Below are 22,951 nucleotides of genomic sequence, written 5' to 3'. Positions count from 1 at the left end.
CGAGGCGGGCAGCCGCGGGGACGTAGGGTGTCCCCGTGAGGACTGCGGGATCCGACGAGGACCAGGTCGTCGGCCGGCGACGCGGCTCGGCGGAGGTCGGTGCGCCCGGGCGCGGCCCGCAGATCAACCGGTCCGTCACACTGAACCAGCTGCTCTTCGGATCGGCTGTGCTGGCCGTGGTCGTGGCGTTGCAGTGGTTCAGCCCCGAGCGCCTCATCTCCTCCACCGTCTTCGCCGGAGTCGTGCTGGCCTTCGTCGCCTCCGGTGCCGCGCTGGTCGTGCCGTGGAACCGCTTCGACAAACGGTGGATCGCCCTGCTGCCGGTCGCGGACATGCTCGTCATCTTCTGCCTGCGCCTAGGGGTCCCCGAGATCGGCGTCGGGGTCCTCTGGGTGCTCCCGATCATCTGGCTCTCGACGTACTTCGGCCTGTTCGGCACCACGCTGTCGATCGCACTCGCGCTGAGCGGCAGCTGGGGCGTGCTCATCCTGGGGCCACACTCGATCCGCCTGTCGTCGATGACGCTGCTGGTCCTGCTGCCGATCGCGCTGTCCTTCGTGGCGGCGTCGACGCATCTGAGCGCTCGGCGTGGATCGGCCCAGCGGGTCCTCATGCGCAAGCAGTCCACCCTCCTCGCCCATGCGCTGGCTTCCGCCAACCAGCATGAGCGGCTGCTCACCGAGGTGCTCAACACGGTGACCTTCGGCATCGTCCGCTTCGACCGCGGCGGCGAGATCACCCTGATCAACCGCGCGCACCGGCGGATGCACGTGTCCTCGGGGCGGGCCAGTGCGCCCCCGGTGATGGACGTCGTCTACCAGAGCGACCGGGTGACCCCGTTCCGGGAGGAGGACCGTCCCTACGTCCGCGCCCAGCAGGGACAGCCCTTCGACGGGGTGCTCATCTGGACCGGGCACCCCGGTCAGGAACGCCACGCCTATCTCATGACCGCCCGGCGCCTGTACGACTCCGGCGGCGCCTTCGACGGCACGATCCTCGTCTCGGGCGAGGTCACGGCCGAGATCAACGCGATCGCCGCCCGGGACGACCTCATCTCCTCGGTCTCCCACGAGCTACGGACCCCACTCACCTCGATCCTGGGCTACCTCGACCTCGCGCTCGAGCGGGACGACCTGCCCGAGGACGCCCGGGGATGGCTGGAGATCGTCGAGCGCAACAGCACCCGCCTCCTCGACCTCGTCTCGGAGATCCTCACCTCCTCCAGCCGAGCGGCCAAGCCGCTCGAGATCTCCCCCGTCCCGATGGACCTGGGCGAGGTGGTGCTGCAGTCGGCGGAGTCGTTGCTGCCCCGGGCCGCCGAGCGGGCGATCGACCTCGCCACCTCGGACGTCGAGAACCACCTCGCCGTCGCCGACCCGTTCCGGATGCGCCAGGTCGTGGACAACGTCCTCTCGAACGCGATCAAGTACAACCGCGAGGCAGGCAGCATCGTCCTCGCCCTGGGCCAGGCCGGTGACCGGCTGATCCTGACCGTGACGGACACCGGGATCGGGATCTCCGCCGACGAGGTCCCCAAGCTCTTCGACAACTTCTTCCGTTCCGAGGCGGTCCGCAACACCGGCGTGCACGGCAGCGGGCTCGGCATGGGCATCGCGCGTGAGATCGTGCGCAAGCACGGCGGTGAGCTGACGGTCGCCAGCACGCTGGGCAAGGGGACGACCGTGACGATCGAGATCCCGAAGAAGGCGGTCACATGACGCTCGACCCGCAGACGCTGTCGGTCGCGACCGGCATCGTGGTGCTCACCGCGGGCATGGTCTTCGTCCTGGAGACGATCTTCAGGCGGGACAGCACGACGAGCCGGCTGTGGTCGCTCGCCTACCTCGCCGGGATCCTCACGTCTGTCTCCTACATGCTGTGGGCGACCCTGCCAACGGCCTGGTGGGCGGTCGCCGTGGGCAACGGCGCCTTCGTCGTCAGCGCCGGGGCGATCTGGAGCGGGTGCCGCTCCTTCAACGGCCGGCGCAGCCTCATCGGCGTGGTGCTCCTTGCCGGTGCGCTGGCCGCTGGTGCGGTCGTCCTCGACGGGCCCGACGGCGGGGAGTGGGCCGGCGCGCACGTCTGGCTCCTCGGGGTCGGTACCTTCTCCGCGCTGGGCGTCGCCGAGACGTTCACCCGCTCGATGCGCCGGGACATCAATGCCCGAGGACTCTCGGTCGTGCTCATCGCCGAGGGTGTGCTCTTCCTGACCCGCTTCGTGGTGCTGGTCGGCTGGGGGACGGAGCATGTCGTCTTCAGCACGTACCTCGGGACCACACCGATGTCGGTCGTCACGATCGTCCTCATGATCGTCGCCGCGGTCACGATGTCCGTCATGCGGTCCGAGGCCGGCCCCCGCGCGCGGATGGGTGGCACCGCGCGAGTCTTCTCCCGCCGAGGTCTCATCAACGTCGACGTGTTGGAGCAGGTGCTCGACGACTGCCTGGCGCGGGCCGCCGAGTCCGAGGAAGCCTTCACGCTGCTGCACCTCCACCTGGACGACCTCGAGGAGATCGGCATCGCCTTCGGACGTTCGGCGGCCGACCTCGTGCTCGATGAGTACGCCGCGACCGTCCGCCGCGTCGCGCCCGTCTCCGCCATCATCGGGGAGGCCGGTGCCGGGCGCCTGCTGGTCGCCGTCCCGGGCACGGCGCCGGGTGAGGAGATCACTCTGGCGACGGTCCTGCGCCGGGCGCTCCTCGACGTCGTTGTCCCCGAGGCTCCGGGGGCCAAGGTCACCGCGAGCATCGGGGCGGCCACGACCCACCGGCTCGGCTACGACGTCGCGCAGCTGTCCAGGGCTGCGCGCGCGGCCTCCGACGAGGCCACGGCCGCGGGCGGCAACCGGGTGGCGAGCGCGGAGGTGCGCGGGGGAGCGGTGAGTGAGGCTGCGGCGTCGGGCCCCGCGGTGCTGCGGGAGAGTTAGAGCGTCGACCTCGCCGCACGGGGGTTGCGCAGCGCCGCCTCGATGCGGGCCCGCAGCTCGCGGGGGCGGAACGGCTTGGTGAGGTACTCGTCCGCGCCCGCCTCGAGCCCGCGGAGGGCGTCGCCCTCCGACGTCCGGGCGCTGATCATCACGAGGTGCGTCGGGCTGAACTCCCGGATCCGGCGCGCGGTCTCCAACCCGTCGATCCCGGGCATGGACACGTCAAGAGTCGTCAGGAGCGGGTCGTGGGTCCGGACGGCCGCGATGCCGTCGAGGCCGTTGCCGGTGGCGACCACGTGGAATCCGGCGCCGGTGAGCACGGACTCCAAGAGGTGGCGGATGTCGGCGTCGTCTTCGATGATCACCGCCACGCGGCGTTCGGTCGACTCCATCTGCATCCTCTCTCCTGTCTGTGGCTGTTCGCTGTGCCCCCTTGGGGCGCCCCGTCCTCAGGCTGCCCCCAGGCTTGGCGAGCGCATTCCGCCGCGATCACCTGCAGCTTCGTGGCCACCCTACGCCTGCCTCCGGGCCGTGAATCTGCACCTGCTAGTCGTGCACCCCAGGCTCGTGGCGGCTGTGCGCAGGCGGTTCGATCTGGAAGGTGGAGTGCTCGATGTTCACGTCGAAGTGCCCCGCCACGCATTCCTGCAGGTCATCGAGGATACGGGGCACGTGACCGTCTCGGAAGCACTCCTCGTCGACGACGATGTGGGCGGTGAGCACCGGCAGGTGCGAGGCGATCTGGGTCGCGTGGAGATCGTGCACGCCACGGACCAGCTCGACCCCGAGCAGGTGCTCGCGGACGGCGTCCAGGTCGAGGCCGCGCGGGGTCGACTCGAGGAGCACCTCGAGCGTCTCGCGCAGCAGCTTCAGGGTGCGCGGCACGATGAGCGCGCCGACGAAGAGCGCTGCGACGGCGTCCGCCCCGGTCCAGCCGGTCGTAGCGATGACGATCGCCGCGACGATCACCGCGACCGAGCCGAGCGCGTCGTTGGCGACCTCGAGGAAGGCGGCCCGCAGGTTCATGTTGTCCGAGCGGCTGGAGGCGAGGACAGCGAGCGAGATGATGTTCCCGACGAGGCCGATGATCCCGAAGACCAGCAGTTCGGTCGAGGGCAGGTCGGGGGGCGAGGCGAGGCGCTGGACCGCCTCGACGACGACGTAGACGCCGACCGAGAGCAGGATCGCCGACTGCGCCATGGCCGCCAGGACCTCGGCCCGCTGGTAGCCCCAGGTCCGCTTGGCGGTCGGGGGACGCATGGTCAGGTTGGTCGCCAGGAGGGCGAGCGCCAGCCCGCCCGCGTCGGTGAGCATGTGCGCGGCGTCGACCAGCAGGGCGAGGCTTCCGGTCCAGACGGCGCCGACGATCTCCACGACGAGGATCGTCGTGGTGATGGAGAAGGCGATCGCGAGCCGGCGTCGGTGGCCGCGCGTGTCGGCGCCGGCGGACCCTGTTCCGTGGCTGTGGCTGTGGTCGTGCCCCATCTCAGAGCCCTTCGGCCGAGTGGTGATGGTGCAGCCGGGGCGCGCCCTCGAGGGTGTGCTCGGCCTGGTAGATCGCGTCGGTGACGAGCTGACGGATGTGGTCGCTCGCGAGGCGGTAGAAGACCCGAGTGCCGTCCTGGCGGGTGCTGACCATGCGCGCCAGGCGCAGCTTCGCGAGGTGCTGGGACACCGACGACGGCGACTTCCCGACGACGCGCGCGAGGTCGTTGACCGGAAGCTCGCCGCCGCGCAGCGCGAGGATGATCCGCAACCGCGTGGCGTCGGCAAACATCGCGAACACCTCGACCGCGAGCTCGACGAGCTGGTCTTCCTCGCCAAGCCCGCGCACCTGCGTATCTGCATCCATACGCAGATTCTCGCACATGCCCGCCCGCCCCTCAACCTGCCCTCCCCCACCCCAGCCCATAGCCCGCCAGCACCGCCAGCACCGCCAGCACCGCCAGCACCGCCGCGATTATCCGTAGGGGCACGGTTTCCGCCCCGTTTGCCCGGGGAAATGGGGCGGAAACCGTACCCCTACGGTGGGGGCGGGCAGGGCGGGGCGGCTGGGGGAGACGAGTGACCGGTCGCGGGTGAGGTCAGGCTGGGTCAGCGCCGGCTGGGTCGCGGGTGACGAGGGCGTGGGCGGCGACGATCTCTGCATCGTCGGCGTCGGCGACGTCGGTCTGGTCCAGCTCGGTGAGCAGGTCGAGCAGCGCCTGACGCTGGCTCTCGTCCTCGAAGGGCACCGCGTCGAAGTCGACCGTCGACAGCCAGAAGTGCAGCACGACGGCGTCAGCCTTCCACAGGGAGACATTCATGACCGGAAACTGGGCGTCCATGTGGATCAGCATCCCTTGTGGGTGCGCCGCTGACAAGATCGACGCACCCACAGATGCACACGTCACACCGCGGCGGGTCCTCCCGGTCGTCCGGACGAAGCCAGCGGCCCGGCCTCAGCCGAACAGCCCGTGCCCCAGATACTCCCCCTCCTGACAACCGGGCGGGACGGCGAAGACCGCCGACCCGATCGGCGTCGTCCACGTGTTGAGCAGGTCCATCTCGGCCAGACGTTGCTGGATCGGGACGAGCTGGGCGACCGGGTCCGCCTGGAAGGTGACAAAGACCAACCCGGACGATCCCGGCACGCCGGCGCCGGGCGGCTCGTCGTAGTTGTACCCGCGCCGCAGGAACCGCTCCCCCGGTTTCTCCGAGCGGGACCGGCGTATGTGCGCCGCCACGTCGATGACCGGGAACCCGAGCGTGTTGACGGCCTCGAGGTCGGGGTCGTCGTGCTCCGCGGTCCCGGTCAGCGGCGCCCCGTCGGCCAGCCGCCGCCCGACGACCTGCTCCCGCGCAGGTCGATCGAGCTCGTCCCAGGTATCCAGCTCAAGCCGGATCCGGCGCACGACTAAAGAGGTCCCGCCCTCCAGCCACCCCGTCCCGGACCGCGGTCCGGGACCGGCCCACAGCAGACCGACGTCCACCCCGGCCACGTCCGGTTGGACCGTCCCGTCGACCTGGCCCATGAGGTTGCGCATCGTCGTACCCAGCGCCTGCGTCCCCATCCCACGCCGGAAACCCCGCTGCACCCACCGCACCTGGGCGAGCTCGCGCACCTCCTTGACCAGCACCCGCACGGCGTGTGCGACGGTCACCTCGTCGTCCGCGCAGATCTGGAGCACGAGGTCGCCCCCGCACCACCCCTCCTCGAGCCGGTCCACCGAGAACGGCGGCAGGGGCGCGAGCCACTCGGGACGGCGCGCCTGCAGCCCGGCCGCCTCGAAGACCCCGGGCCCGTAGCCGACCGTCACGGTGAGCCGGGCCGGGACGGTGGCCAGCTCCGGTTCGGTGTCGGTCAGCCCCGGCGCCCCGCGCGTCAGGCGCGCGGCGTCGTCGGTCCAGATCCGCATGATCCGCACGAGGGTGGATCGCGAAGCCCCGGCCAGCAGGTCGAAGGCGACGAGCGCCAGCCGCGCCTGCGGCACCGTGGCGATCCCGCCCTGGTTGGCCCCGTAGAACGTCTCGACCGCCTGCCCGACGCCGGCCCAGGGAGCGCCGCCGCCCTCGCCCGGCGCAGAGCCCGGGTCGGGAGACGGCGCCTGGGCGCCCCGCATCGCGAGGGCTCCCCCGAGCGCACCGCCGACCAGCCCGACCCCGCCGAACAGGGCTGACCGGCGGCTCACCTCAGCCATGGGAGGCGTGGGCGGCGGCGGCGCCCCCTGTGTCGTCGCCGTGGCCCATGTCCATGCCTTCGTCGTAGGACTCGTTGGCACCGGCGTAGGTGCGCCCGGGTGCCGTGTAGACGAGCGTCGAACCGTCCTCGAGCTCGAGGGTGATCTCAAGGTCGGTGCCAGCTTCGACCGGAGCGGTCATCGCCATGAGCATGAGGTGCTCCCCGCCCGGCGCGAGCGTCCGCTCACCGCCGGCCGGGACGAGGAACCCGCCCTCGACCTCGGACATGGTCATCGCGCCGTCGGCTCCCGTGACCATCTCGTGCAGCTCGATCGCGGCCGTCGACGTGCTGGCCCCCACGACCCGCACGTCGCTCGTCCCGGAGTTGTGCAGGACGCCGAAGGAGGCCGTCATGCCATCCTCGGCGGCCTTGGTCCACGGATCAGTGACGGTCAGCGAGTCCGCCTGGGGTGGGGCGTCCGGGTCGGTCATTCCCGTGGCGGCCGCGCCCGCGTGGGTCGACCCGGGATGGGTCGCCGGTTCGTCGGTCCCGCACCCGGCGAGCAGCAAGGACACCCCGATGCCGGAGACGAGCATCGCGAGCCGCACGACGGTCGCCGGGGCCACGGCCCCGCCCGGGGCCTTCACGACTCGTCCTTGAGCGAGCTGCGACGGCGCACCAGGACGAGCCCGGCGAGGGCGACGGCGAGGACCGCGACGATCGCGCCCGCCACCAGGGCGGTCGAGCTCGAGCCCTCGTCTGCGTCGGTCGTCTCCGCGTCGGTCGACGTCGAGGCGGTCGAGGTCGGGTCCGCTGCGGCGGTCGAAGAGGCCGTCTCGCCGACGGCTGGCTCGTCCGAGGCGGCGGGCGTCGCCGCCGGATCCGTGGCCGGCTCCTCGGCGACCTGCGCGGCCACGGTGAAGGAGTACGTGCCTTGGATGGGGTGCCCGTCGGAGGACACGACCCGCCAGGCGACCTGGTACGTGTCGTTCTCGAGCGCGGGGAGCTCGACGCTCGCCGACCGGTCGGTGATGACGGGTTCCTCGTCGAGCATGGTGGCACCCGCGGAGTTGGTGACGATGATCCGCGGGGCGATCGCCTGCGGGACATCGCTGAGGGTCACGGCGACGCTCGCCGGTGCGGCGTCGAGCACGGCGCCGTCCTCGGGGCTGGTCCCCACGATCGAGTCGTGCGCACTCGCCGGTGCGCCGGTCAGGAGGGCGACGCCCGTGGCGAGAGCCAGCGCGGCGAGCGCCCGGAGGGGCGCGGGGACGGGGTGGGCTGCGCGGGTCGTCCTGGTCGATAGGGAGGTGCTGCGGGCAGGGATGAGCTGGGTGGGTGTCATGGTTCTCCAGCGCCCGGATTCCGGGCGCGCGTCAGAGACGCCCGTGGGCGTCGTGCTTTCGGTTACGACGGATGACCCGAGGCGGTGAGGCCGGCGTGGATTCGATCCGTGGGGACTGAGGGGCGGTGCCGCCTCAGGCTGCGAGTGTTAGGCGATCCCTCGGCGGACCGCGACGCGGTGCGACGGCGAGGTGGTGCCGGGGCTGCGGGGTCAGTACCGGACTGCCGGCCATGACGGTCGCCAGGTCGGGGGCTGGCAGGACGAGCGGGACAGCCGACAGCCGGGTTCCGCGCACGCAGACCACAAGGACCTCGGCGGCGCGCCACAGTGCCCGCTCCCCGCGGGCGACGAGGGCCGCGACGAGGAGCGTCACCACGACGTGGGCCGCGACCATCGTGACCGTGGCGGGGGCCCCGGAGCCGAGGTGCGCGGCATGGGCGAGCGACTCCACGGGGGCGCTTCCCGCCGGGGATGGCGTACCCGGGGCGAGGCAGGTGGAGAGGTCCAGCGCGACGTCGGGCTGATGGTGGGCGTGCGTGGCGGCGTGCCCGAGGCCTGAGGCGGGCGCGGCGGGGACGACCGCGCAGGCAGTTGTGCCGAGCCAGCTGAACACGCCGTGCAGGGCGACCTGGCCGAGGCCGAGCACCGCGAGCAGCCGGACGGGGGTGAATCCGCGGCCGGCCAGCGCCACGCAGGTGAGCAGCATGAACATGGCGACCAGGACAAGCACCGGAGCTGCCGGGGCGGAGCCGCCCGCGATCAGGTGCGCCCCGAGCGAGAGGCTCAGGGTCGTCCCCGCGACGACGACGGCGCGCGCCAGCCGCAACCGTCCTGCCTGCGGGGTGAGCATCCCCCGACCCTAGCCGCAGAGCCGAGAACACTTATGGTCCTCACAGGTTGATGCCCGTCACACCGGGCGCCCGGGTGCCGATGGGACCAGTGGGCCGACCGGCCCGGACACCAACGGAGAGGAAACTCATGGAAATCTCAAGCGCTGCGGTCACGAAGGCCCAGGCGACGTACGAGAAGGACGTCAAGACGCTGGCCAAGGATCAGCGGGACAAGGCGAGCGAAGCGGTCCTGACCGCGGACCGTGCCAAGATCCAGGCCGACCAGCTGGCCGTCACGGCCGCCAAGGCGGCAGCGAGCGGCTCGGTCGACGTCACGGCCTGACCCGCTAGGACGGTCGACCGGCTCAGTGTGGTCGAGCCGGCTCAGGCCAGCCCGGTGAGGAAGGCCTTGAGCAGCGGCCCGGCCGTCGTCGAGCCGTAGTCCCCGGTCTCGACGAAGACGGCGACGGCGAGGTCCCCCTGGATCGCGATGACCCAGGCATGGTTGGTCGAGCCGTCGCCGTACTGGGCCGTGCCGGTCTTGGCGGACACGTCGCCGCCGGGCACGCCCTGCAGGAACGCACCGCCGCCGTCGGTCACCACGGAGCGCATCATCGAGCTCAGCGCCGCGGCCTCCTCGGTGGTGAGCGCCGTGCCGGGAGCGACGGGCAGGTCGGAGGTCGGGGCCTCCGCCTCCTGGGCGAGGAAGGTCGGGCGGACCGTCGTCCCGGAGGCGACCGACGCCGCGACCCCGGCCATGGCCAGCGGAGAGGCCTGGACCTTGCCCTGGCCGATCATCGAGGCGGCGTGCTCGGTTCCGGAGGCGTCGCCCGGGACGGAGCCGGTGAAGACGCCCGGGCCGGCCTGCGGGGCCAGACCCAGCCCGAGGGACTGCCCGGCCGAGACCAGGTCGGCCTGAGACACCTGACCCGCGGCGTTGATGATCGCCGTGTTGCACGAGTTCGCGATGACGTCCCGCAGGGCGATCTGCCCCATGCGGTTCGCCGGGTAGTCCGGATAGTTCGTGAACGTCCGACCGTCGACGACAGTGTCGGCCGAGCATTCCATCATCGTCTCCGGGGTTGATCCGCCGCGGAGCAGGGCGAGCGCGGTGACAACCTTGAACGTCGAGCCGGGGGCGTACATCCCGGTGGTCGCGGTGGACAGGCCGTCGCTCGCGGGCGAGTTGGCCGAGGCGATCACGGCTCCGGTGGACGGACGGATCGCCACGATCGCGGCCGGCACGATCTGGTCGGCGATCGTCTTCTCGGCGAGGGACTGCACGGTCGGGTCCAGGGTCAGGCGCAGCGGCTCGCCGGGGACCGGGTCCACCCGGAAGGCGTCCCGCGCGGTGCCGTCGGCGCCGACGATCTCCACGACCAGCCCGGGCGTGCCACGCAGCTGGGCGTCGTACTGGCGCTGCACGCCGGACAGGCCCACGAGGTCTCCCGCCTGGATCGCGCCTTCGGACGCCTCGATGATCTCCGCGGTCGCGTCACCCGCCCGGCCGAGGATCTCGCTCGCGAACTGGCGGGTGGGTGCCAGCGGCAGGGAGGCGTCGACGAGCAGCACGCCGGGCGACTCCCCGATCGCAGGCCAGTCGTAGTCGCCCTCGGTACGGAGCGTGACGGCCTCGACGAAGGCCTTCTCCCCGGCGCTGGCCACCTTCGCGGCGTAGGCCTCGGAGTCGATCCCGGTCAGCGCGGCGAGCGCGCGGGCGGCGCCGTCCCACTCGGCCGCGGCGATCCGCGTCTTGTCGATGCCCACCCGCTTGACCGGGCGTTGGGTGACCAGGACGACATCGGAGTCCCCGAGGATGTCGGCGCGTGGGGCCGACGTGCGCGAGGTCTGCAGCCGCTCCCCCATCGCGAGGTCAGGGATGAGCAGGCCCGGTGACCACACCACGTGCCACGTGTCCTCGACCAGGGCCATGGGCGCGGTCGTGGTGTAGCTCCACGGGGTGCCGCCGATGACCCAGGCGTAGTCGAGGGTGGCGGTCGCCGTCGCGCCGTCCTCGGCGAGGACGACGTCGCCGAGGGTCACCGTGCGGGTCGCGTCCGCGAGGGGTTCGAGGACCGTGTCTCGGTGGGTCGTCGCGTCGGCCGCGCTCGCCCCGTCGAAGACGACGGCGGTCAGGTCGCCGCCCGCCATCCCCGCGGCCAGGGCCGTCGCGGCGACCGTGGGGTCGGGTGCGTCTGAGCCGCAGGCCGCGAGACCTCCCGTGACGAGTGCGAGCACGAGGGCGAGCGCGCCGGCGCGCCGGGCGGGCGGGCGTCGTCGGACAGGCGATGCGGGCAGGCGGGTGGGAGCACACGCGGCGTGGGGCATGGCATAAGGGAACGCGGATTCGGCCGTCATGTCCAGTCTGACCTGCGGTGGGGGGCGGGGAGATTGGGTGAATTCGTGGCCCGAGGAATGCGCGTCTATTCAGGTCGGGAGGAATAGGTTGCTTCGATGAGGATTCACTGGGGGTGGCTGACTGCTACGTTCGCGGCGCTCGTGTTCACCGTGCTGGTCTTCGGGTACCGCAGCGGGAGCTGCGCTTCGTCGGTCGACGGGACCTTTATCGATGACTGCCAGTCTGGCCCGATCGGCGGGTATCCCGCGATGGTCGTCCTCGTGACCGTCGGGCTGGCCCTGACCGTGTTCTTCGGTCGCCGGGCCGTACGCCGGGGTCCGGAGTAGATCGAGCGCTGGCCTCAGACAGCGGCGTCGTCCCGGGCACGGTCCTCGGCGGCGACGACGGCGGCGAGGAGGCCGGGCAGGGCCTGCTCGACCTCGACGCGCCGGAGCCGGACGGCGCTGCCGTTGCCGTGGTTGCGCTGGGAGATCACCCCGGCGTCGCGGAGCACCTTGAAATGGTGCGTCTTGGTGGCCTTGGCCAGTGGCAGGTCGAAGGAGCCGCAGGCATGCTCGGCGTCGGAGGCGTCCCGGGAGAGGTCAACGACGATGAGCCGCCGCGACCCGTCGGCGAGGGCCGCGAGCACGCGCCCGAGCTCGATCTGGGGGTCGCGGTCGTCTGACATGTCTCCTCGATCGTCGTGGGCCGGCGCGGAGCCGCGCCTCTGTAGGTACTACTTGAATCATACCTCTGGACGCTCTAGGGTCGAGGTATGACAATCGACGTACCTACGACCGCCGGCCCCGTCGTCCTCATCGGGACCGCACGGCCACTGCCCGGCCGCGAGGAGGCGCTGCGCTCGCTGCTGCTCTCCTTCGCGGAACCGACCCGCGCCGAGCCGGGCTCGGTCCAGTACCTGCTGCACACCGACCCGGCCGGGAACTTCGTGTTCTACGAGCACTGGCGCTCGGCCGCGGACCTGCAGGCACACCTGGACCTACCGCACATGCAGGACTTCCTCGCCCGCCGCGGGACCTATCTCGACGGCGACCTCGACATCACGTGGCTCACGCTGCACTGACCGAAGGGAACACTCCCGAACTACAACTTTGGTCGGAAGACCCGCTCGACCCAGGGAGGTTCCCGGACGCGGCGGGCGCGCCCTAGCCTTCACACATGACGCCACAGGCAGCAGCACCACTCCGGGCAAGACTGCGACGGATCGCCGGCGGGTGGCGGGTCCGTCCGGCGCTCGCCGCGCTCGCGGTGATGGCGCTCTTGGTCGTCCTCTACGTGATGATGTTCTCCAACTTCTTCTTCCTGCCTCACACCTTCGATCGGGTCCTCGTCGTTGCCGCGGTCTCCTTCGTGGCCGTCGGGTGGTGCCTGCGGTGGCCGGTCCCCGTCGCGCTGATCATCGTTGCCTGCTTCGGGTTCTCCCTCCTCGCCGGCGGTCCCGCCGTCGTCGCGGCCGTCGCGGTCGCGATGCGCAGGCGCCCCTGGGAGATCGTCGGCGTCGGCGTCCTCTGGGTTGCGGTCGCGGCTCGGCTGGTCCTTCGCGGCTCCTACTACCTCGGGGTGGGCCGTAATAATGGATGGTCGCTCTTGGCGTCGACGCTTGTGCTGCTTGTGGTGATCGCCTACGGGGCATGCGTGGTCGCGGGCTGGTACATCGGCTCCCGCGGCGCGCGCATCGCGAGTCTCCAGGCCCGCGCCGAGGCGATCGAGCGGGAGCAGGCCGAGCGCATCGAGAAGGCCCGGACCGCCGAGCGCACCCGGATCGCCCGGGAGATGCACGACGTCCTCGCCCACCGCATCTCGCTCGTCGCCATCCACTCCGGAGCGCTCGCCTACCGCACCGACCTCACGCCCGAGCAGGTGAGAGTGGCCGCCACGACCGTCCAGGAGAGCGCCCACCTCGCCCTCGCCGAGCTGCGCGAGGTGCTCGGCATCCTGCGGGACACCTCCGTCGAGCCCGGTTCTCCCGATCGTCCCCAGCCCACCCTGGCCACCCTGGACGACCTGCTCGCCGAGACCCGCGAGGCCGGGACCCCCGTGACGCTGACGGCCGACGCTGCGACAGCTGACCTGCTGCCCACGCTCGGCGCGAGCACGAGCCGCCATGCCTACCGGATCCTGCAGGAGGCCCTGACCAACGCGCGCAAGCACGCGCCGGGCGCAGCGGTCGAGGTCAAGATCACCGGGACGCCGGGCGACCGGCTCGAACTCGTCGTGCACAACGCGATTGCGTCCCCGGCCGGCGCCGTGGGCGACGTCGCCACACCGGGACTGGGTCTGGTCGGCCTCGCCGAGCGCGCCGCGCTCGCCGGTGGCGCGCTCACCGCCGGCGAGGACGCCGGCCAGTTCACCGTGAGAGCCTGGTTGCCGTGGGCCACATGACCAGCGACGACGCACCCGTCCGGGTAGTCATCGTCGACGACGACGCCCTCGTCCGGTCCGGGCTCCGCCTGATCCTCGGTGGCGACCGGACCATCGACGTCGTCGGGGAGGCCAGTGACGGTGAGCAGGCCCTGACGGTCATCGCCGCGACCGTGCCCGACGTCGTGCTCATGGACATCCGGATGCCGCGGACGGACGGGCTCGCAGCGACGGCCCGCGCCCTCGCCGCCCGCCCCGATCTCAAGATCCTCATCCTCACCACCTTCGACACCGACGACCTGGTGCTCGAGGCGCTGCGCATCGGAGCCCGCGGGTTCTTGCTCAAGGACACCCAGCCAGCTCAGCTCGTCACCGCGGTCCGCGCGGTCGCCGCCGGCCAACCGATGCTCTCCCCCAGCGTCACCGGTCAGCTGATCGCCGCGCTGAACGCCACCCCCCGAGCCGTCGACCAGGCGGCGGCGGGCCGCCTCACCTGCCTGACCACCCGTGAGCGCGAGGTCGCCGTCGCGATCAGCCGGGGCCTGACCAACGCCCAGATCGCCGAGACCTTGTTCATGAGCGTGGCGACGGTGAAGTCGCACGTGGGCCACCTGTTCACCAAGCTCGGCGTGGACAACCGGGTGCAGGTCGCGAACTGCGTGCGCGACGCGGAGTGAGCCCTGGCGTTGCCGGTCATGTCAGTGATGCGTCTCCTGGGGCGCCTTGCGGGGCATGAGCGTGACGACGGGGACGGCGATCGCGATCAGGGCCACGACGACCAGGAGCGTGACGCGCATGGCGTGGTCCATGCCGCCGCTGGCGGTCTGGAAGAAGATCGAGGTCACGGCCGCGGAGCCGATGCCCGCCGCGAGCTGCTGGACCGCACTGAGAGAACCGCTGGCGCTGCCGGCCTCGTCGGGATCGATGTCGCCGAGGGCGACGTCGAAGATCGCACTGAAGCAGCACCCCATCCCGAGGCCGATGACAAACAGGGCGGGTGTGAGGGACCAGAGGCCGACGTCGGTGCCCGATGCTACGACCAGGGCGAAGACCCAGGCCGCGCCGAGCAGGACCGCGGCCAGCCCAAGAAAGATCAGGGTGCGGCCGAGCTTGGCGACGAGTCCGCCCATCGCGGCGAAGGCGGAGGCGATGATGCCCAGCGTGAGCGGCAGCAGCGCCAAGGAAGCCTCGCGGGCACTCGCGTCCAGCCCGGTCTGCATGAACAGCGACAGCACGTAGACCAGGCCGGTGAGGGCCGCGAACACGACCAGTCCGACGAGCATGCCGGAGGTGAATCCACGGTTGCGCAGCAGGGAGGGCTTGATCAAGGGGTCGGGGGCGGTGCGCTGACGGTAGGCGAATCCGACGAAGAACACGACGCCGGCGACGACCGCCCCGACTGCCAGTGGGCCCCATCCGTTGGTGGAGCCTTCGATCAGCCCGTACAGGAGCCCGAACATCGTGCCCGCGAGCAGGCCTGATCCCCAGCCGTCGACGACGGTCGAGCGGTCGCCCTGGTCGTGGGGGAGGATCCGGACGGCGACGGCGAGGCCGATCACGCCCAGGATCACGTTGACCAGGAAGATCGGGCGCCAAGTCAGCCCGAACAGATCGGCGTCGATGATGAACCCGGCGAGCACCGGGCCGCCGACAGTAGCCACACCCAGGAGCGGGCCGAAGAACCCGAACGCCTTGGACAGCATGTCCCTCGAGAAGGTCCTGGTCATGATGGCCATGCCCTGAGGCAGCATCAGCGCACCAAAAGCACCCTGCGCCGCCCGGGCGGCGACCAGCAGGGCAGGATCGGGCGACAGCCCGGCCACCGCCGAGGCGAGGGTGAAGCCGGTCATCCCCACGAGGAAGAGCCGACGTTGGCCGAACTTGTCGCCAAGCCGGCCCCCGACCACGAGCAGGACGCCCATGGCGAGCATGTATGCCGTTCCCAGCCACTTGATCAGCCCTTCACCTCCGCCCAGGTCGGCGACGATGGTCGGGGCGGCGATGTTGGTGACCGTGGAGTCGATCATGTCGAGGGCGTCGGCCAGGAGCACCAGCGCCAGGATCGCCCACATCGCTCGGGCGGAGGCGGTCCTCGCGGCCACCTGCGGTTCGGTTGTTGTCATGATCTCTGTCCTTCCACGGCGGCCGCGGGCTGCCCGAGCGGGGCCCGTCCACCACCATATGCGTAGTCACTCTAAAAAGATAGTCACTCTGATTTAGTAGTCGGTCTACAAAAGCGGCTAGCATAGGGACATGGAAACGACCGGACTGCGTGAGCGAAAGAAGGCACGAACGCGGCAGGCCCTGGCCGACGCCGCATTGAAGCTCTTCCTCCAGCGCGGGTACGACGGCGTGACGGTCGCCCAGATCGCCGACGCCGCGGAGGTTTCGCTGGCCACGCTGTTCAAGCACGTCCCGGACGGCAAGGAGGCGTTGATCTTCGACGACGGGACCGAACGGCGCGATGCCCTGGTGGAAGCCGTCCGCGATCGACCGGACGGCACACCGGTGCTCGAGGCGCTCCACGCATACATGGCGGGGCGCGGCCCGTTCGCCGGCGACCTGCCCGCGGACCTCCAGGGCAAGCGGGAACTGATCGTGGCCACCCCCGCCCTGCGCGGCTATCAACGGCGCCTGTGGGTCGCGAGCGAGGACGCCCTGGCCGCAGCGATCGCCGCGGAGGCGAACCAGGAAGCCCCGGGAGCCGCCACGCGCGCCCTGGCCCGCTACGTCCTGGAGATCCCCGACATCGCTGGCATGGACCCCAACCCGCGCGAGTCCCTCGACGCGATCTTCGACCTCTTGACCTCGGGATGGTCGGCCCTCTAGCAGGTCCCCCCGGGCGTGCTGGCAGACTTCAGCCATGACCTCCCCACGCCCCAGCGTCCTGTTCGTCTGCGTCAAGAACGGCGGCAAGTCACAGATGGCCGCCGGTCTCATGCGCGCCGCGGCGGGCGGCCTCGTCGAGGCGCACTCCGCCGGGACCTCCCCAGGCGGGGCCCTCAATGCCCAGTCGGTCGAGTCGCTGCTCGAGATCGGCGTCGACATCCGCGGCGAGCACCCGCAACCGATCGACGCCGCCCTGCTGGCCCGGGTCGACGTCGTCGTGACACTGGGCAGCGAAGCCCACGTCGAGCCGGTTCCGGGACCGCGGTTCGAGACGTGGGAGACCGACGAGCCCTCCGCGCGCGGCATCGAGGGGATGGAGCGGATGCGCCTCGTGCGAGACGACATCGCCCGCCGCGTCGACACACTTGCCGCGCAGCTCCGCGCGGGACCGCCCCTAGGCTGACGGTCCGTTGCGGATGCGTGTCAAAATACTATCGTTTCCGATAGACTATTGACATGACCACGACCCGAGATCGCCTTCGCGAGGAGGCGTTCGAGAACCACGGCTACATCCGTCGCTCCGAAGCTCTGCGAAACGGAGCCTCCCCGGCCGCACTTGACATGCTGGTCACCCGGGGCGCGCTCGAACGCTCTGCCCACGGTGTCTATCGCGACCCAGTCGTACCACCGACCGAGCACGACGAACTACACCTTGCTGTGCTGTGGACCGGTGTCGATACCGCTTGCCTCTCTCACGAGACGGCACTTGCGCTCTACGAGCTCAGCGATCTGATCCCCGACCGCATCCACGTGACCATTCCTCGCAAGCACCGGATCAGGCGCCGCGGCGGCGACCGATACCAGGTGCACCACGAAGACCTCCTGCAACGCCAGATCGGCTGGGCCGAGCAGATCCCGACCGTGGATCCAGCGACAGCGATCGCCCAGTGCATCGACTACGGGACCCCGACATACCTATTGCGGCAAGCCATCGATCAGGCGCTTGGCACCGGACGCCTCACCGCGCCCGTAGCGGACAATCTCCGACAAGTTCTGGAGCGACGTGAACGACGCCACTGATGACGGATCACGATATTTGTCTGGACTCACACCAAGGGACAAGGAACCTGCGTCAACGCGCATCCTCTCGGACTGGATCAACCAGGCGGCAGCCAAGATGGGCGATCCGGCCGAGCGCCTCGCCTGGCTCGTCGCCTCGACCGTGGTCGTCGCGGTGCTTCAACGCACCTTGGACTCAACGGGCCATCCACGTTTCCTTCTCAAGGGCGGAACTCTGCTGCAGCACCGCCTCGGCCTCTCCTCCCGAGCCACCAAAGACGTCGATGGACTGGTTCGCGGCGACATCGACGAATTCATCATCTGTCTCGACGATGTACTGACCGAGCCTTGGGGACCGCTCACTGTTCGACGAACCGGCGTCGAGACCATCGACACGCCTTTCAAGGTCATCAAGCCCCGGCGGTTCAACGTCATCGTCGAACTCAAAGGCAAGACATGGCGCAAAGTCCAGGTCGAGATAGCGCCTGACGAGGGCCATGCCGGCCGCGAATCCGAACTCGTGACACCACCGACACTTGCCCCCTTCGGCCTCGACGGTCCCCAGACGCTCGCCGGGCTGACCATGCGCTATCAGGTCGCGCAGAAGATCCACGCATGCACGGACCCGCACAACCCGCCGGCATCGAAGAACGACCGCGCACGTGACGTCGTCGACCTGCTGCTATTGCGCGGCCTCGACGGGATCGGCGATGACCCCGCAGGCGTCCGCAAGGCCGTCGTCGACATATTCAGCGCCCGTGCCGCTGAGGCCCGCGAACTGGGAAATCCAGAGCGCACTTGGCCGTGCACCGCGCTCGCCCATGAGCACTGGACCATCGACTACGCCCGCGCTGCCCGGGGCACCGACGTCACGCCCACGCTAGGGGAAGCCGTCGCCGAACTGAACAAATGGCTAGCGGAGATCGACGCTGCCGCTCACACAGGTGGACCGCCCCTAGGCTGATCCCATGACGCTCCCGGACATCACCCTGCGCACCCTTGCCGGCGCCGACGCCGCGCTCTCCGACTACGCCGGCAAGGCGCTGCTCATCGTCAACACGGCCTCGCGGTGCGGGCTCACCCCGCAGTACGCCGGCCTCGAGGAGCTCTACACGACGTACCGCGAGCGCGGCCTGGTCGTGCTGGGCTTCCCGTCCAACCAGTTCATGGCGCAGGAGCCGGGCACCGCCGAGGAGATCGGTGAGTTCTGCCAGCGCAACTACGGGGTGACCTTCCCGATGTTCGACAAGATCGACGTCAACGGGCCGGGCCGCCACCCGCTCTACTCCCACCTCACCCAGGTGCCCGACGCCGAAGGCACGGCCGGGGACGTCGGCTGGAACTTCGAGAAGTTCCTCGTCTCCCCCGGCGGACAGGTAACCCGCTTCCGCTCGGGGGTCACCCCCGAGGACCCCGCGCTGGTCGCCGCGATCGAGGCAGTCCTTCCCGACGGCGCCACCACCCGCGCGCCGCGCATCGGCGTGCGCTTCGAGCCCGACTGGGCACCCGAAGAACTCCCCGACTTCGCCCGCTGGGCCGAGGCGGCCGGCTTCGACGAGATCTGGTTCAGCGAGGACCTGCCGTGGGCCGGGGGCATCGCGATGGCCGCGACCGCACTGGCCTGCACCGAGCGGGTCCATGTCGGGATCGGCCTGTTGCCGGCGGTGACCCGCAACGTCGCGACGGCGGCCATGGAGATCGCAGCGCTGGCCCGGATCGCGCCCGGCCGCCTGACCATCGCACTGGGCCACGGGATCCCGTCGTGGATGGACCAGATCGGCGCGGGCACATCGCGGCGGTTCACCGCCCTCGAAGAGACCACGACGGCGTTGCGCGCCCTGCTCGACGGGGAGTCCGTCACGGTCGATGGACACCATGTCCAGCTCGACGGCGTCCGGCTCGGCTTCCCGCCCGCGCAGGTCCCCCCGATCCTGCTCGGCACGACCGGCCCCACCGGGCTGGCGATCACCGGCCGTAGCTCCGACGGCGTGGTGCTCCCCGAGATCGCCTCACCTGGCGCCGTTCGCTGGGCCCGCGAAGAGATGGGCGCGAGCGGCCCGGCCGCCACAACCGTCCTGTTCGCCATGACGAGCCTGGGCGATGACCGCGAGAAGGCGCTCGCCCAGCTGCGCGCGCGGATGCAGCGCCTCATCGACTTCCGGGTCTTCGACCGCCTGACCGAGATCGCCGGCCTGGGCGCCGACGGCAGCGGCGAGCTGACCGATGCCATCCTGCAGTCGCTCACCGTCGGCGGGACCCCCGCCGAGGGCGCCCGAGCGATCCTCGACTGGACCGCCGCGGGCGCCGACACGATCGTCCTGGTGGCCGGGGCCGACGAGCCCGTGGAGAGCTACCGGCGCTTCGCCGAGGACGTGTTCCCGCTGATCGGCCGCGCGCAGGACTGAGCAGTCAGGCCCCGGCCGCGACCAGCGTCGGGTAGTCGGTGTAGCCCGGCGCGCCCGGCCCGTAGAACGTCGCCGCGTCGGGTTCGTTCTCGGGAGCCTCCTGGGCCCAGCGCTCCGCCAGGTCGGGGTTCGCGATAACGAGGCGGCCGACTGCTACGGCGTCGGCGTGAGCATCCTCGAGGAGGGCGATCGCCTCCGCGCGGGTGGTCACCGCGCTGAAGCCGGAGTTCGCGATGACCTTGCCGTCGAAGGACGCACGCAGGTCCTGGACCAGCTCCCCGCCGAGGTCGGCGTGCAGGATGCTCAGGTAGGCCAGTCCCAGCCCGCCGATCCCGTCGAGAAGAGCGGTGTAGGTGGCGCGGACGTCGCCCGAGTCCTTCTCCCACACGTCCTGGATGTTGTGCGCAGGCGAGATCCGGATGCCGGTGCGGCCGGCTCCGATGGCCTCGCTGACCGCCCGGGTCACCTCGACGACGTAGCGCGTGCGGTTCTCGGGGCTGCCGCCGTACCTGTCCTCGCGCACGTTCGAGACAGGCGAGAGGAACTCGTGCAGGAGGTACCCGTTCGCGCCGTGGATCTCGACGCCGTCGAAGCCGGCGCGGATCGCGTTGCGGGCCGCGGCGACCAGGGCCACCTTCGTCGACTCGAGCTCGTCGAGGGTGAGGGCGTGCGGAACCGGGTAGTCCGTCTTGCCCTCGGGCGTGTGAACCTCGCCGATGATCGCGACGGCGCTCGGTGCGACGATCCGGTCGGTCCCGGTGATGAGCGGGTGGCTGACCCGTCCGGAGTGCATGAGCTGCAGGACGATGACCCCGCCCGCGGCGTGCACGGAGTCGGTGACCTTTCGCCAGCCGGCGATCTGCTCCTCGGTCTCGATCCCTGGCTGCCCGGGGTACGCCTTGGCCTCCTGGACCGGGAAGGTGCCCTCGGTGACGATCATGCCCAGGCTGGCGCGCTGGGTGTAGTACTCCACGACGAGGTCGCCGGGGACGCCGTCGTCGCTCGAGCGGGTCCGCGTGAGCGGGGCCATCGTGATGCGGTTGGCGAGGTGCAGGTCGCCGAGGGAGAGCGGAGAGAACAGGTCCACGGGTGAGGCCTTCCGATCGAGAGTGGGCATGCTCGCTCCAACCTGCCGGTGCCGTGGCGATATTCCGCGCCCGTCGGGACTCCGCTCTCAGCGGAGGAAGATCCGCCCGATGACGAGGTCGAAGGCCCAGTCCGGGAGCACCCTGCGGGCCGTCAGGATCGCGGCCGCCCCCTTGCCCGCGGCGTACCGGGCGCGGGGGCGCCGCACCGTCGCCGCTCGCAGGATCACCTGCGCGACGGCGTCCGGCCGGGTCCCGGTGCGCGGGTCGTCCGCCGCCGTGAGCGTACGCGCGACCGACCGGGCCTGGCCTTCGTACGGCGTGCCTTTGGAGGAGGCGAGCATGCTCTCGCGGGCGATCGCGTTCCACTCCGTGAGGATCGGGCCGGGTTCAACGATCACCACACCGATCCCGAAACCCTTGAGCTCGATCCGCAAGCAGTCGCTCAGGCCCTCGACGGCGAACTTCGTCGCGTGGTACCAGCCGCCAAGCGGCTCGTAGATCTTGCCGCCGATCGAGGAGATGTTGACGATCCGCCCCCGGCGGCGTTCGCGCATGCCGGGAGTGACGAGCTGGATGAGCCGGGCCAGGCCGAAGACGTTCACCTCGAACTGGCGCCGGGCCTCGCCCAGCGGGACGTCCTCGACCGATCCGAAGGACCCGTAGCCGGCGTTGTTGACGAGCAGGTCGATTCGCCCGGCCTCGGCCAGGACGCGCTCGATGCCCGCGGTGATCGTCGCGTCGTCGGTCAGGTCCATCGCGAAGGTGCGGATGCCGCGGGCGGCGAGGCCCACCATCCGCTCGGTGCGCCGGGCAACTGCGTAGACGGTGTACCCGGCGTCGTGGAGCAGCAGTGCCGTCTCCTCACCGATGCCCGACGACGCACCGGTGACCAGGGCAACCATGCCAGCGTGGGATGTCATGGGGACAGTCTGCGCCTGGTCGATCGCGCGGACCCGCCAACCTCAGGCGCCCTCCGGCGCAACGTCGGTCCGGGCGGTCAGGTTGCTGGGAAGCGCCGCGCGGGCATACCGCCGGGCGAGCACGACCGCAGCCTCGACGAGCTCGGACGGGCCGACGATCTCCAGGTCCACGTCGAAGATCCCGAACCAGGCCGCGAGCCCGCCCCAGGACCACGACGTCCCGTGCACCCGGCAGCGGTCCGGCCCGAGGGCCTCGACCACCCCGTGAGCACCCACCCACTGCCCGACGACGGAGGCCGGGGCGGCGAGGATCGCCTCGCCCTGGCAGGGCCACCGGGGCATGGCGAACCGCTCCGCGATGTACGTCGCGACGTCGGGGGCGGGGAGCGCGCGTCGGGTGAACCGCGGCCCCGACGGGACCCGCGGGGTGAGCCGGTCGACCCGGTAGGTGCGCCAGTCCTCGCGGTCGAGGTCCCAGCCGAGCACGTACCAGCGCCCACCCCAGGTCACGAGGTGGTGCGGCTCGGTACGTCGCGGCGCCCGGAGCTGCGTGGCCGGCGAGGCGCCGGCGGCGCTCGGTGAGCGCGGGGCGCCCTCCGCGTCCGAGCCGCCGTCGTAGTCGAAGCGCAGCACCTGGCGCGCCTGGATCGCGGACCCGATCTCGACGAGCCGACTGGTATCCACCCGAGGCGCGACCGAGCGCACCGGCTCCACGCTCGTGACCTGCAACGCGTCGATCCGCCCGCGCAGCCGGGCGGGCATCACCTGGCGCACGGTGGCCAGCGCCCGGGCGGCTGCCTCGTCGATTCCGGCCACCGTCGAGGAGGTCGTCTGGAGAGCGACGGCCACCGCGATCGCCTGCTCGTCGTCGAAGAGCAGCGGCGGCAGCTCGGAACCGGCGTCGAGGCGGTAGCCGCCGTCGGGACCCTTGGTCGCACGGACGGGGTAGCCGAGCTCGCGGAGGCGGTCGACGTCGCGGCGCACGGTGCGGGGGCTGACGCCCAGACGGCCGGCGAGGGCGTCGCCAGGCCAGTCGCGCCGCGCCTGGAGCAGCGAGAGCAAGGTGAGGAGCCTGCCGGCGGTGTCAGCCATGAGCCCAGCGTGTCACGAGAAGCGGTCAGATCCTGTCCGGATCTTCGTCGCGTGTGACGAACTGAACCGGGTCCCG

At 71.0% G+C, this 22,951-nt stretch carries 26 protein-coding genes; 12 read left to right on the top strand and 14 right to left on the bottom strand.

Features of this window, described 5'->3' with window-relative positions:
* Positions 1-35 precede the first annotated feature (35 nt).
* Complete coding sequence (locus BLQ50_RS02425; protein WP_093180925.1) at positions 36-1,718, top strand: sensor histidine kinase; 1,683 nt, start codon at positions 36-38, stop codon at positions 1,716-1,718.
* On the top strand, positions 1,715-2,926 hold the full coding sequence (locus tag BLQ50_RS02420) for a diguanylate cyclase (protein WP_093180923.1): 1,212 nt from the start codon (positions 1,715-1,717) through the stop codon (positions 2,924-2,926). Before BLQ50_RS02425 ends, BLQ50_RS02420 begins: the two co-directional genes overlap by 4 nt.
* Here the strand turns inward: BLQ50_RS02420 and BLQ50_RS02415 are convergent.
* The 8 genes from BLQ50_RS02415 to BLQ50_RS02380 all read right to left on the bottom strand — a co-directional run bounded on the left by BLQ50_RS02415 (position 2,923) and on the right by BLQ50_RS02380 (position 8,782).
* Positions 2,923-3,318: a response regulator transcription factor gene (locus BLQ50_RS02415; RefSeq protein WP_217629078.1), complete on the bottom strand. Its 396-nt coding sequence runs from the start codon at positions 3,316-3,318 to the stop codon at positions 2,923-2,925. The genes BLQ50_RS02420 and BLQ50_RS02415 overlap by 4 nt on opposite strands.
* A gap of 154 nt (positions 3,319-3,472) precedes the next feature.
* The gene (locus BLQ50_RS02410) at positions 3,473-4,411 is read right to left on the bottom strand and encodes a cation diffusion facilitator family transporter (RefSeq protein ID WP_093180920.1); all 939 of its coding nucleotides are present in this window, start codon (positions 4,409-4,411) and stop codon (positions 3,473-3,475) included.
* 1 nt (position 4,412) lies between these two features.
* The gene (locus BLQ50_RS02405) at positions 4,413-4,778 is read right to left on the bottom strand and encodes an ArsR/SmtB family transcription factor (RefSeq protein WP_093180918.1); all 366 of its coding nucleotides are present in this window, start codon (positions 4,776-4,778) and stop codon (positions 4,413-4,415) included.
* A 232-nt stretch (positions 4,779-5,010) separates the two neighbouring features.
* Positions 5,011-5,253: a hypothetical protein gene (locus BLQ50_RS02400; protein ID WP_139185693.1), complete on the bottom strand. Its 243-nt coding sequence runs from the start codon at positions 5,251-5,253 to the stop codon at positions 5,011-5,013.
* Between the two features lie 114 nt (positions 5,254-5,367).
* Positions 5,368-6,606: a Dyp-type peroxidase gene (locus tag BLQ50_RS02395; RefSeq protein ID WP_093180915.1), complete on the bottom strand. Its 1,239-nt coding sequence runs from the start codon at positions 6,604-6,606 to the stop codon at positions 5,368-5,370.
* Complete coding sequence (locus BLQ50_RS02390; RefSeq protein ID WP_093180914.1) at positions 6,599-7,234, bottom strand: copper chaperone PCu(A)C; 636 nt, start codon at positions 7,232-7,234, stop codon at positions 6,599-6,601. Before BLQ50_RS02390 ends, BLQ50_RS02395 begins: the two co-directional genes overlap by 8 nt.
* Positions 7,231-7,932 (bottom strand): copper resistance CopC family protein, encoded by a 702-nt coding sequence (locus tag BLQ50_RS02385; protein WP_093180912.1) that lies wholly within the window; start codon positions 7,930-7,932, stop codon positions 7,231-7,233. The genes BLQ50_RS02390 and BLQ50_RS02385 overlap by 4 nt, the downstream gene beginning before the upstream one ends.
* A 133-nt stretch (positions 7,933-8,065) precedes the next feature.
* Positions 8,066-8,782: a hypothetical protein gene (locus tag BLQ50_RS02380; protein ID WP_093180911.1), complete on the bottom strand. Its 717-nt coding sequence runs from the start codon at positions 8,780-8,782 to the stop codon at positions 8,066-8,068.
* A gap of 128 nt (positions 8,783-8,910) precedes the next feature.
* On the opposite strand from BLQ50_RS02380, the gene BLQ50_RS02375 reads away from it, so the two are divergent.
* Positions 8,911-9,105 carry a hypothetical protein gene (locus tag BLQ50_RS02375; protein WP_093180909.1) on the top strand — a complete coding sequence of 65 codons (195 nt, stop codon included), beginning with the start codon at positions 8,911-8,913 and terminating at the stop codon, positions 9,103-9,105.
* Positions 9,106-9,146: 41 nt separating this feature from the next.
* Here the strand turns inward: BLQ50_RS02375 and BLQ50_RS02370 are convergent, their stop codons facing one another.
* Entirely contained in the window at positions 9,147-11,090 is a 1,944-nt protein-coding gene (locus BLQ50_RS02370; protein ID WP_093180907.1) for a penicillin-binding transpeptidase domain-containing protein, read from the bottom strand.
* 126 nt (positions 11,091-11,216) lie between these two features.
* Between BLQ50_RS02370 and BLQ50_RS02365 the strand changes: the two genes are divergently transcribed.
* On the top strand, positions 11,217-11,447 hold the full coding sequence (locus BLQ50_RS02365) for a hypothetical protein (protein ID WP_093180905.1): 231 nt from the start codon (positions 11,217-11,219) through the stop codon (positions 11,445-11,447).
* Positions 11,448-11,461: 14 nt separating this feature from the next.
* Here BLQ50_RS02365 and BLQ50_RS02360 read toward each other — a convergent pair whose 3' ends face one another.
* The gene (locus tag BLQ50_RS02360) at positions 11,462-11,788 is read right to left on the bottom strand and encodes an ArsR/SmtB family transcription factor (RefSeq protein ID WP_093180903.1); all 327 of its coding nucleotides are present in this window, start codon (positions 11,786-11,788) and stop codon (positions 11,462-11,464) included.
* A gap of 87 nt (positions 11,789-11,875) precedes the next feature.
* Here BLQ50_RS02360 and BLQ50_RS02355 point away from each other — a divergent pair, with 87 nt between their 5' ends.
* From BLQ50_RS02355 to BLQ50_RS02345, 3 genes are all read left to right on the top strand, one after another.
* Complete coding sequence (locus tag BLQ50_RS02355; RefSeq protein WP_093180901.1) at positions 11,876-12,184, top strand: putative quinol monooxygenase; 309 nt, start codon at positions 11,876-11,878, stop codon at positions 12,182-12,184.
* 95 nt (positions 12,185-12,279) lie between these two features.
* The gene (locus BLQ50_RS02350; RefSeq protein ID WP_139185691.1) at positions 12,280-13,503 is read left to right on the top strand and encodes a sensor histidine kinase; all 1,224 of its coding nucleotides are present in this window, start codon (positions 12,280-12,282) and stop codon (positions 13,501-13,503) included.
* Positions 13,500-14,159, top strand: coding sequence for a response regulator (locus tag BLQ50_RS02345; protein WP_093181639.1), 660 nt, complete (start codon positions 13,500-13,502; stop codon positions 14,157-14,159). Before BLQ50_RS02350 ends, BLQ50_RS02345 begins: the two co-directional genes overlap by 4 nt.
* Positions 14,160-14,180: 21 nt before the next feature.
* Here BLQ50_RS02345 and BLQ50_RS02340 read toward each other — a convergent pair whose 3' ends face one another.
* Positions 14,181-15,605 carry an MFS transporter gene (locus BLQ50_RS02340; protein ID WP_217629077.1) on the bottom strand — a complete coding sequence of 475 codons (1,425 nt, stop codon included), beginning with the start codon at positions 15,603-15,605 and terminating at the stop codon, positions 14,181-14,183.
* Positions 15,606-15,735: 130 nt separating this feature from the next.
* Here BLQ50_RS02340 and BLQ50_RS02335 point away from each other — a divergent pair, with 130 nt between their 5' ends.
* The 5 genes from BLQ50_RS02335 to BLQ50_RS19270 are packed head-to-tail and all read left to right on the top strand — an operon-like array spanning position 15,736 to position 19,775.
* Positions 15,736-16,311: a TetR/AcrR family transcriptional regulator gene (locus tag BLQ50_RS02335; protein ID WP_093180898.1), complete on the top strand. Its 576-nt coding sequence runs from the start codon at positions 15,736-15,738 to the stop codon at positions 16,309-16,311.
* A gap of 34 nt (positions 16,312-16,345) precedes the next feature.
* Positions 16,346-16,774: an arsenate-mycothiol transferase ArsC gene (locus tag BLQ50_RS02330; RefSeq protein WP_093180897.1), complete on the top strand. Its 429-nt coding sequence runs from the start codon at positions 16,346-16,348 to the stop codon at positions 16,772-16,774.
* Between the two features lie 53 nt (positions 16,775-16,827).
* Positions 16,828-17,391, top strand: coding sequence for a type IV toxin-antitoxin system AbiEi family antitoxin domain-containing protein (locus BLQ50_RS02325; protein WP_093180895.1), 564 nt, complete (start codon positions 16,828-16,830; stop codon positions 17,389-17,391).
* Positions 17,375-18,334, top strand: coding sequence for a nucleotidyl transferase AbiEii/AbiGii toxin family protein (locus BLQ50_RS02320; RefSeq protein ID WP_139185689.1), 960 nt, complete (start codon positions 17,375-17,377; stop codon positions 18,332-18,334). Before BLQ50_RS02325 ends, BLQ50_RS02320 begins: the two co-directional genes overlap by 17 nt.
* Before the next feature lie 4 nt (positions 18,335-18,338).
* Complete coding sequence (locus BLQ50_RS19270) at positions 18,339-19,775, top strand: LLM class flavin-dependent oxidoreductase (protein ID WP_217629076.1); 1,437 nt, start codon at positions 18,339-18,341, stop codon at positions 19,773-19,775.
* A gap of 4 nt (positions 19,776-19,779) precedes the next feature.
* Here the strand turns inward: BLQ50_RS19270 and BLQ50_RS02305 are convergent, their stop codons facing one another.
* The 3 genes from BLQ50_RS02305 to BLQ50_RS02295 are packed head-to-tail and all read right to left on the bottom strand — an operon-like array spanning position 19,780 to position 22,875.
* Positions 19,780-20,892 (bottom strand): alkene reductase, encoded by a 1,113-nt coding sequence (locus tag BLQ50_RS02305; protein WP_217629075.1) that lies wholly within the window; start codon positions 20,890-20,892, stop codon positions 19,780-19,782.
* A gap of 57 nt (positions 20,893-20,949) precedes the next feature.
* Entirely contained in the window at positions 20,950-21,783 is an 834-nt protein-coding gene (locus tag BLQ50_RS02300) for an oxidoreductase (protein ID WP_245700838.1), read from the bottom strand.
* A gap of 42 nt (positions 21,784-21,825) precedes the next feature.
* On the bottom strand, positions 21,826-22,875 hold the full coding sequence (locus BLQ50_RS02295) for a helix-turn-helix transcriptional regulator (RefSeq protein WP_093180888.1): 1,050 nt from the start codon (positions 22,873-22,875) through the stop codon (positions 21,826-21,828).
* Positions 22,876-22,951: the final 76 nt, after the last annotated feature.

The organism is Sanguibacter gelidistatuariae, assembly GCF_900096585.1.
In the GTDB taxonomy this organism is placed as follows: Bacteria; Actinomycetota; Actinomycetes; order Actinomycetales; family Cellulomonadaceae; genus Sanguibacter; species Sanguibacter gelidistatuariae.
The sequence above is the reverse complement of the archived record's forward strand: the minus strand, read 5'-3'. Positions and strand labels throughout refer to the sequence as shown.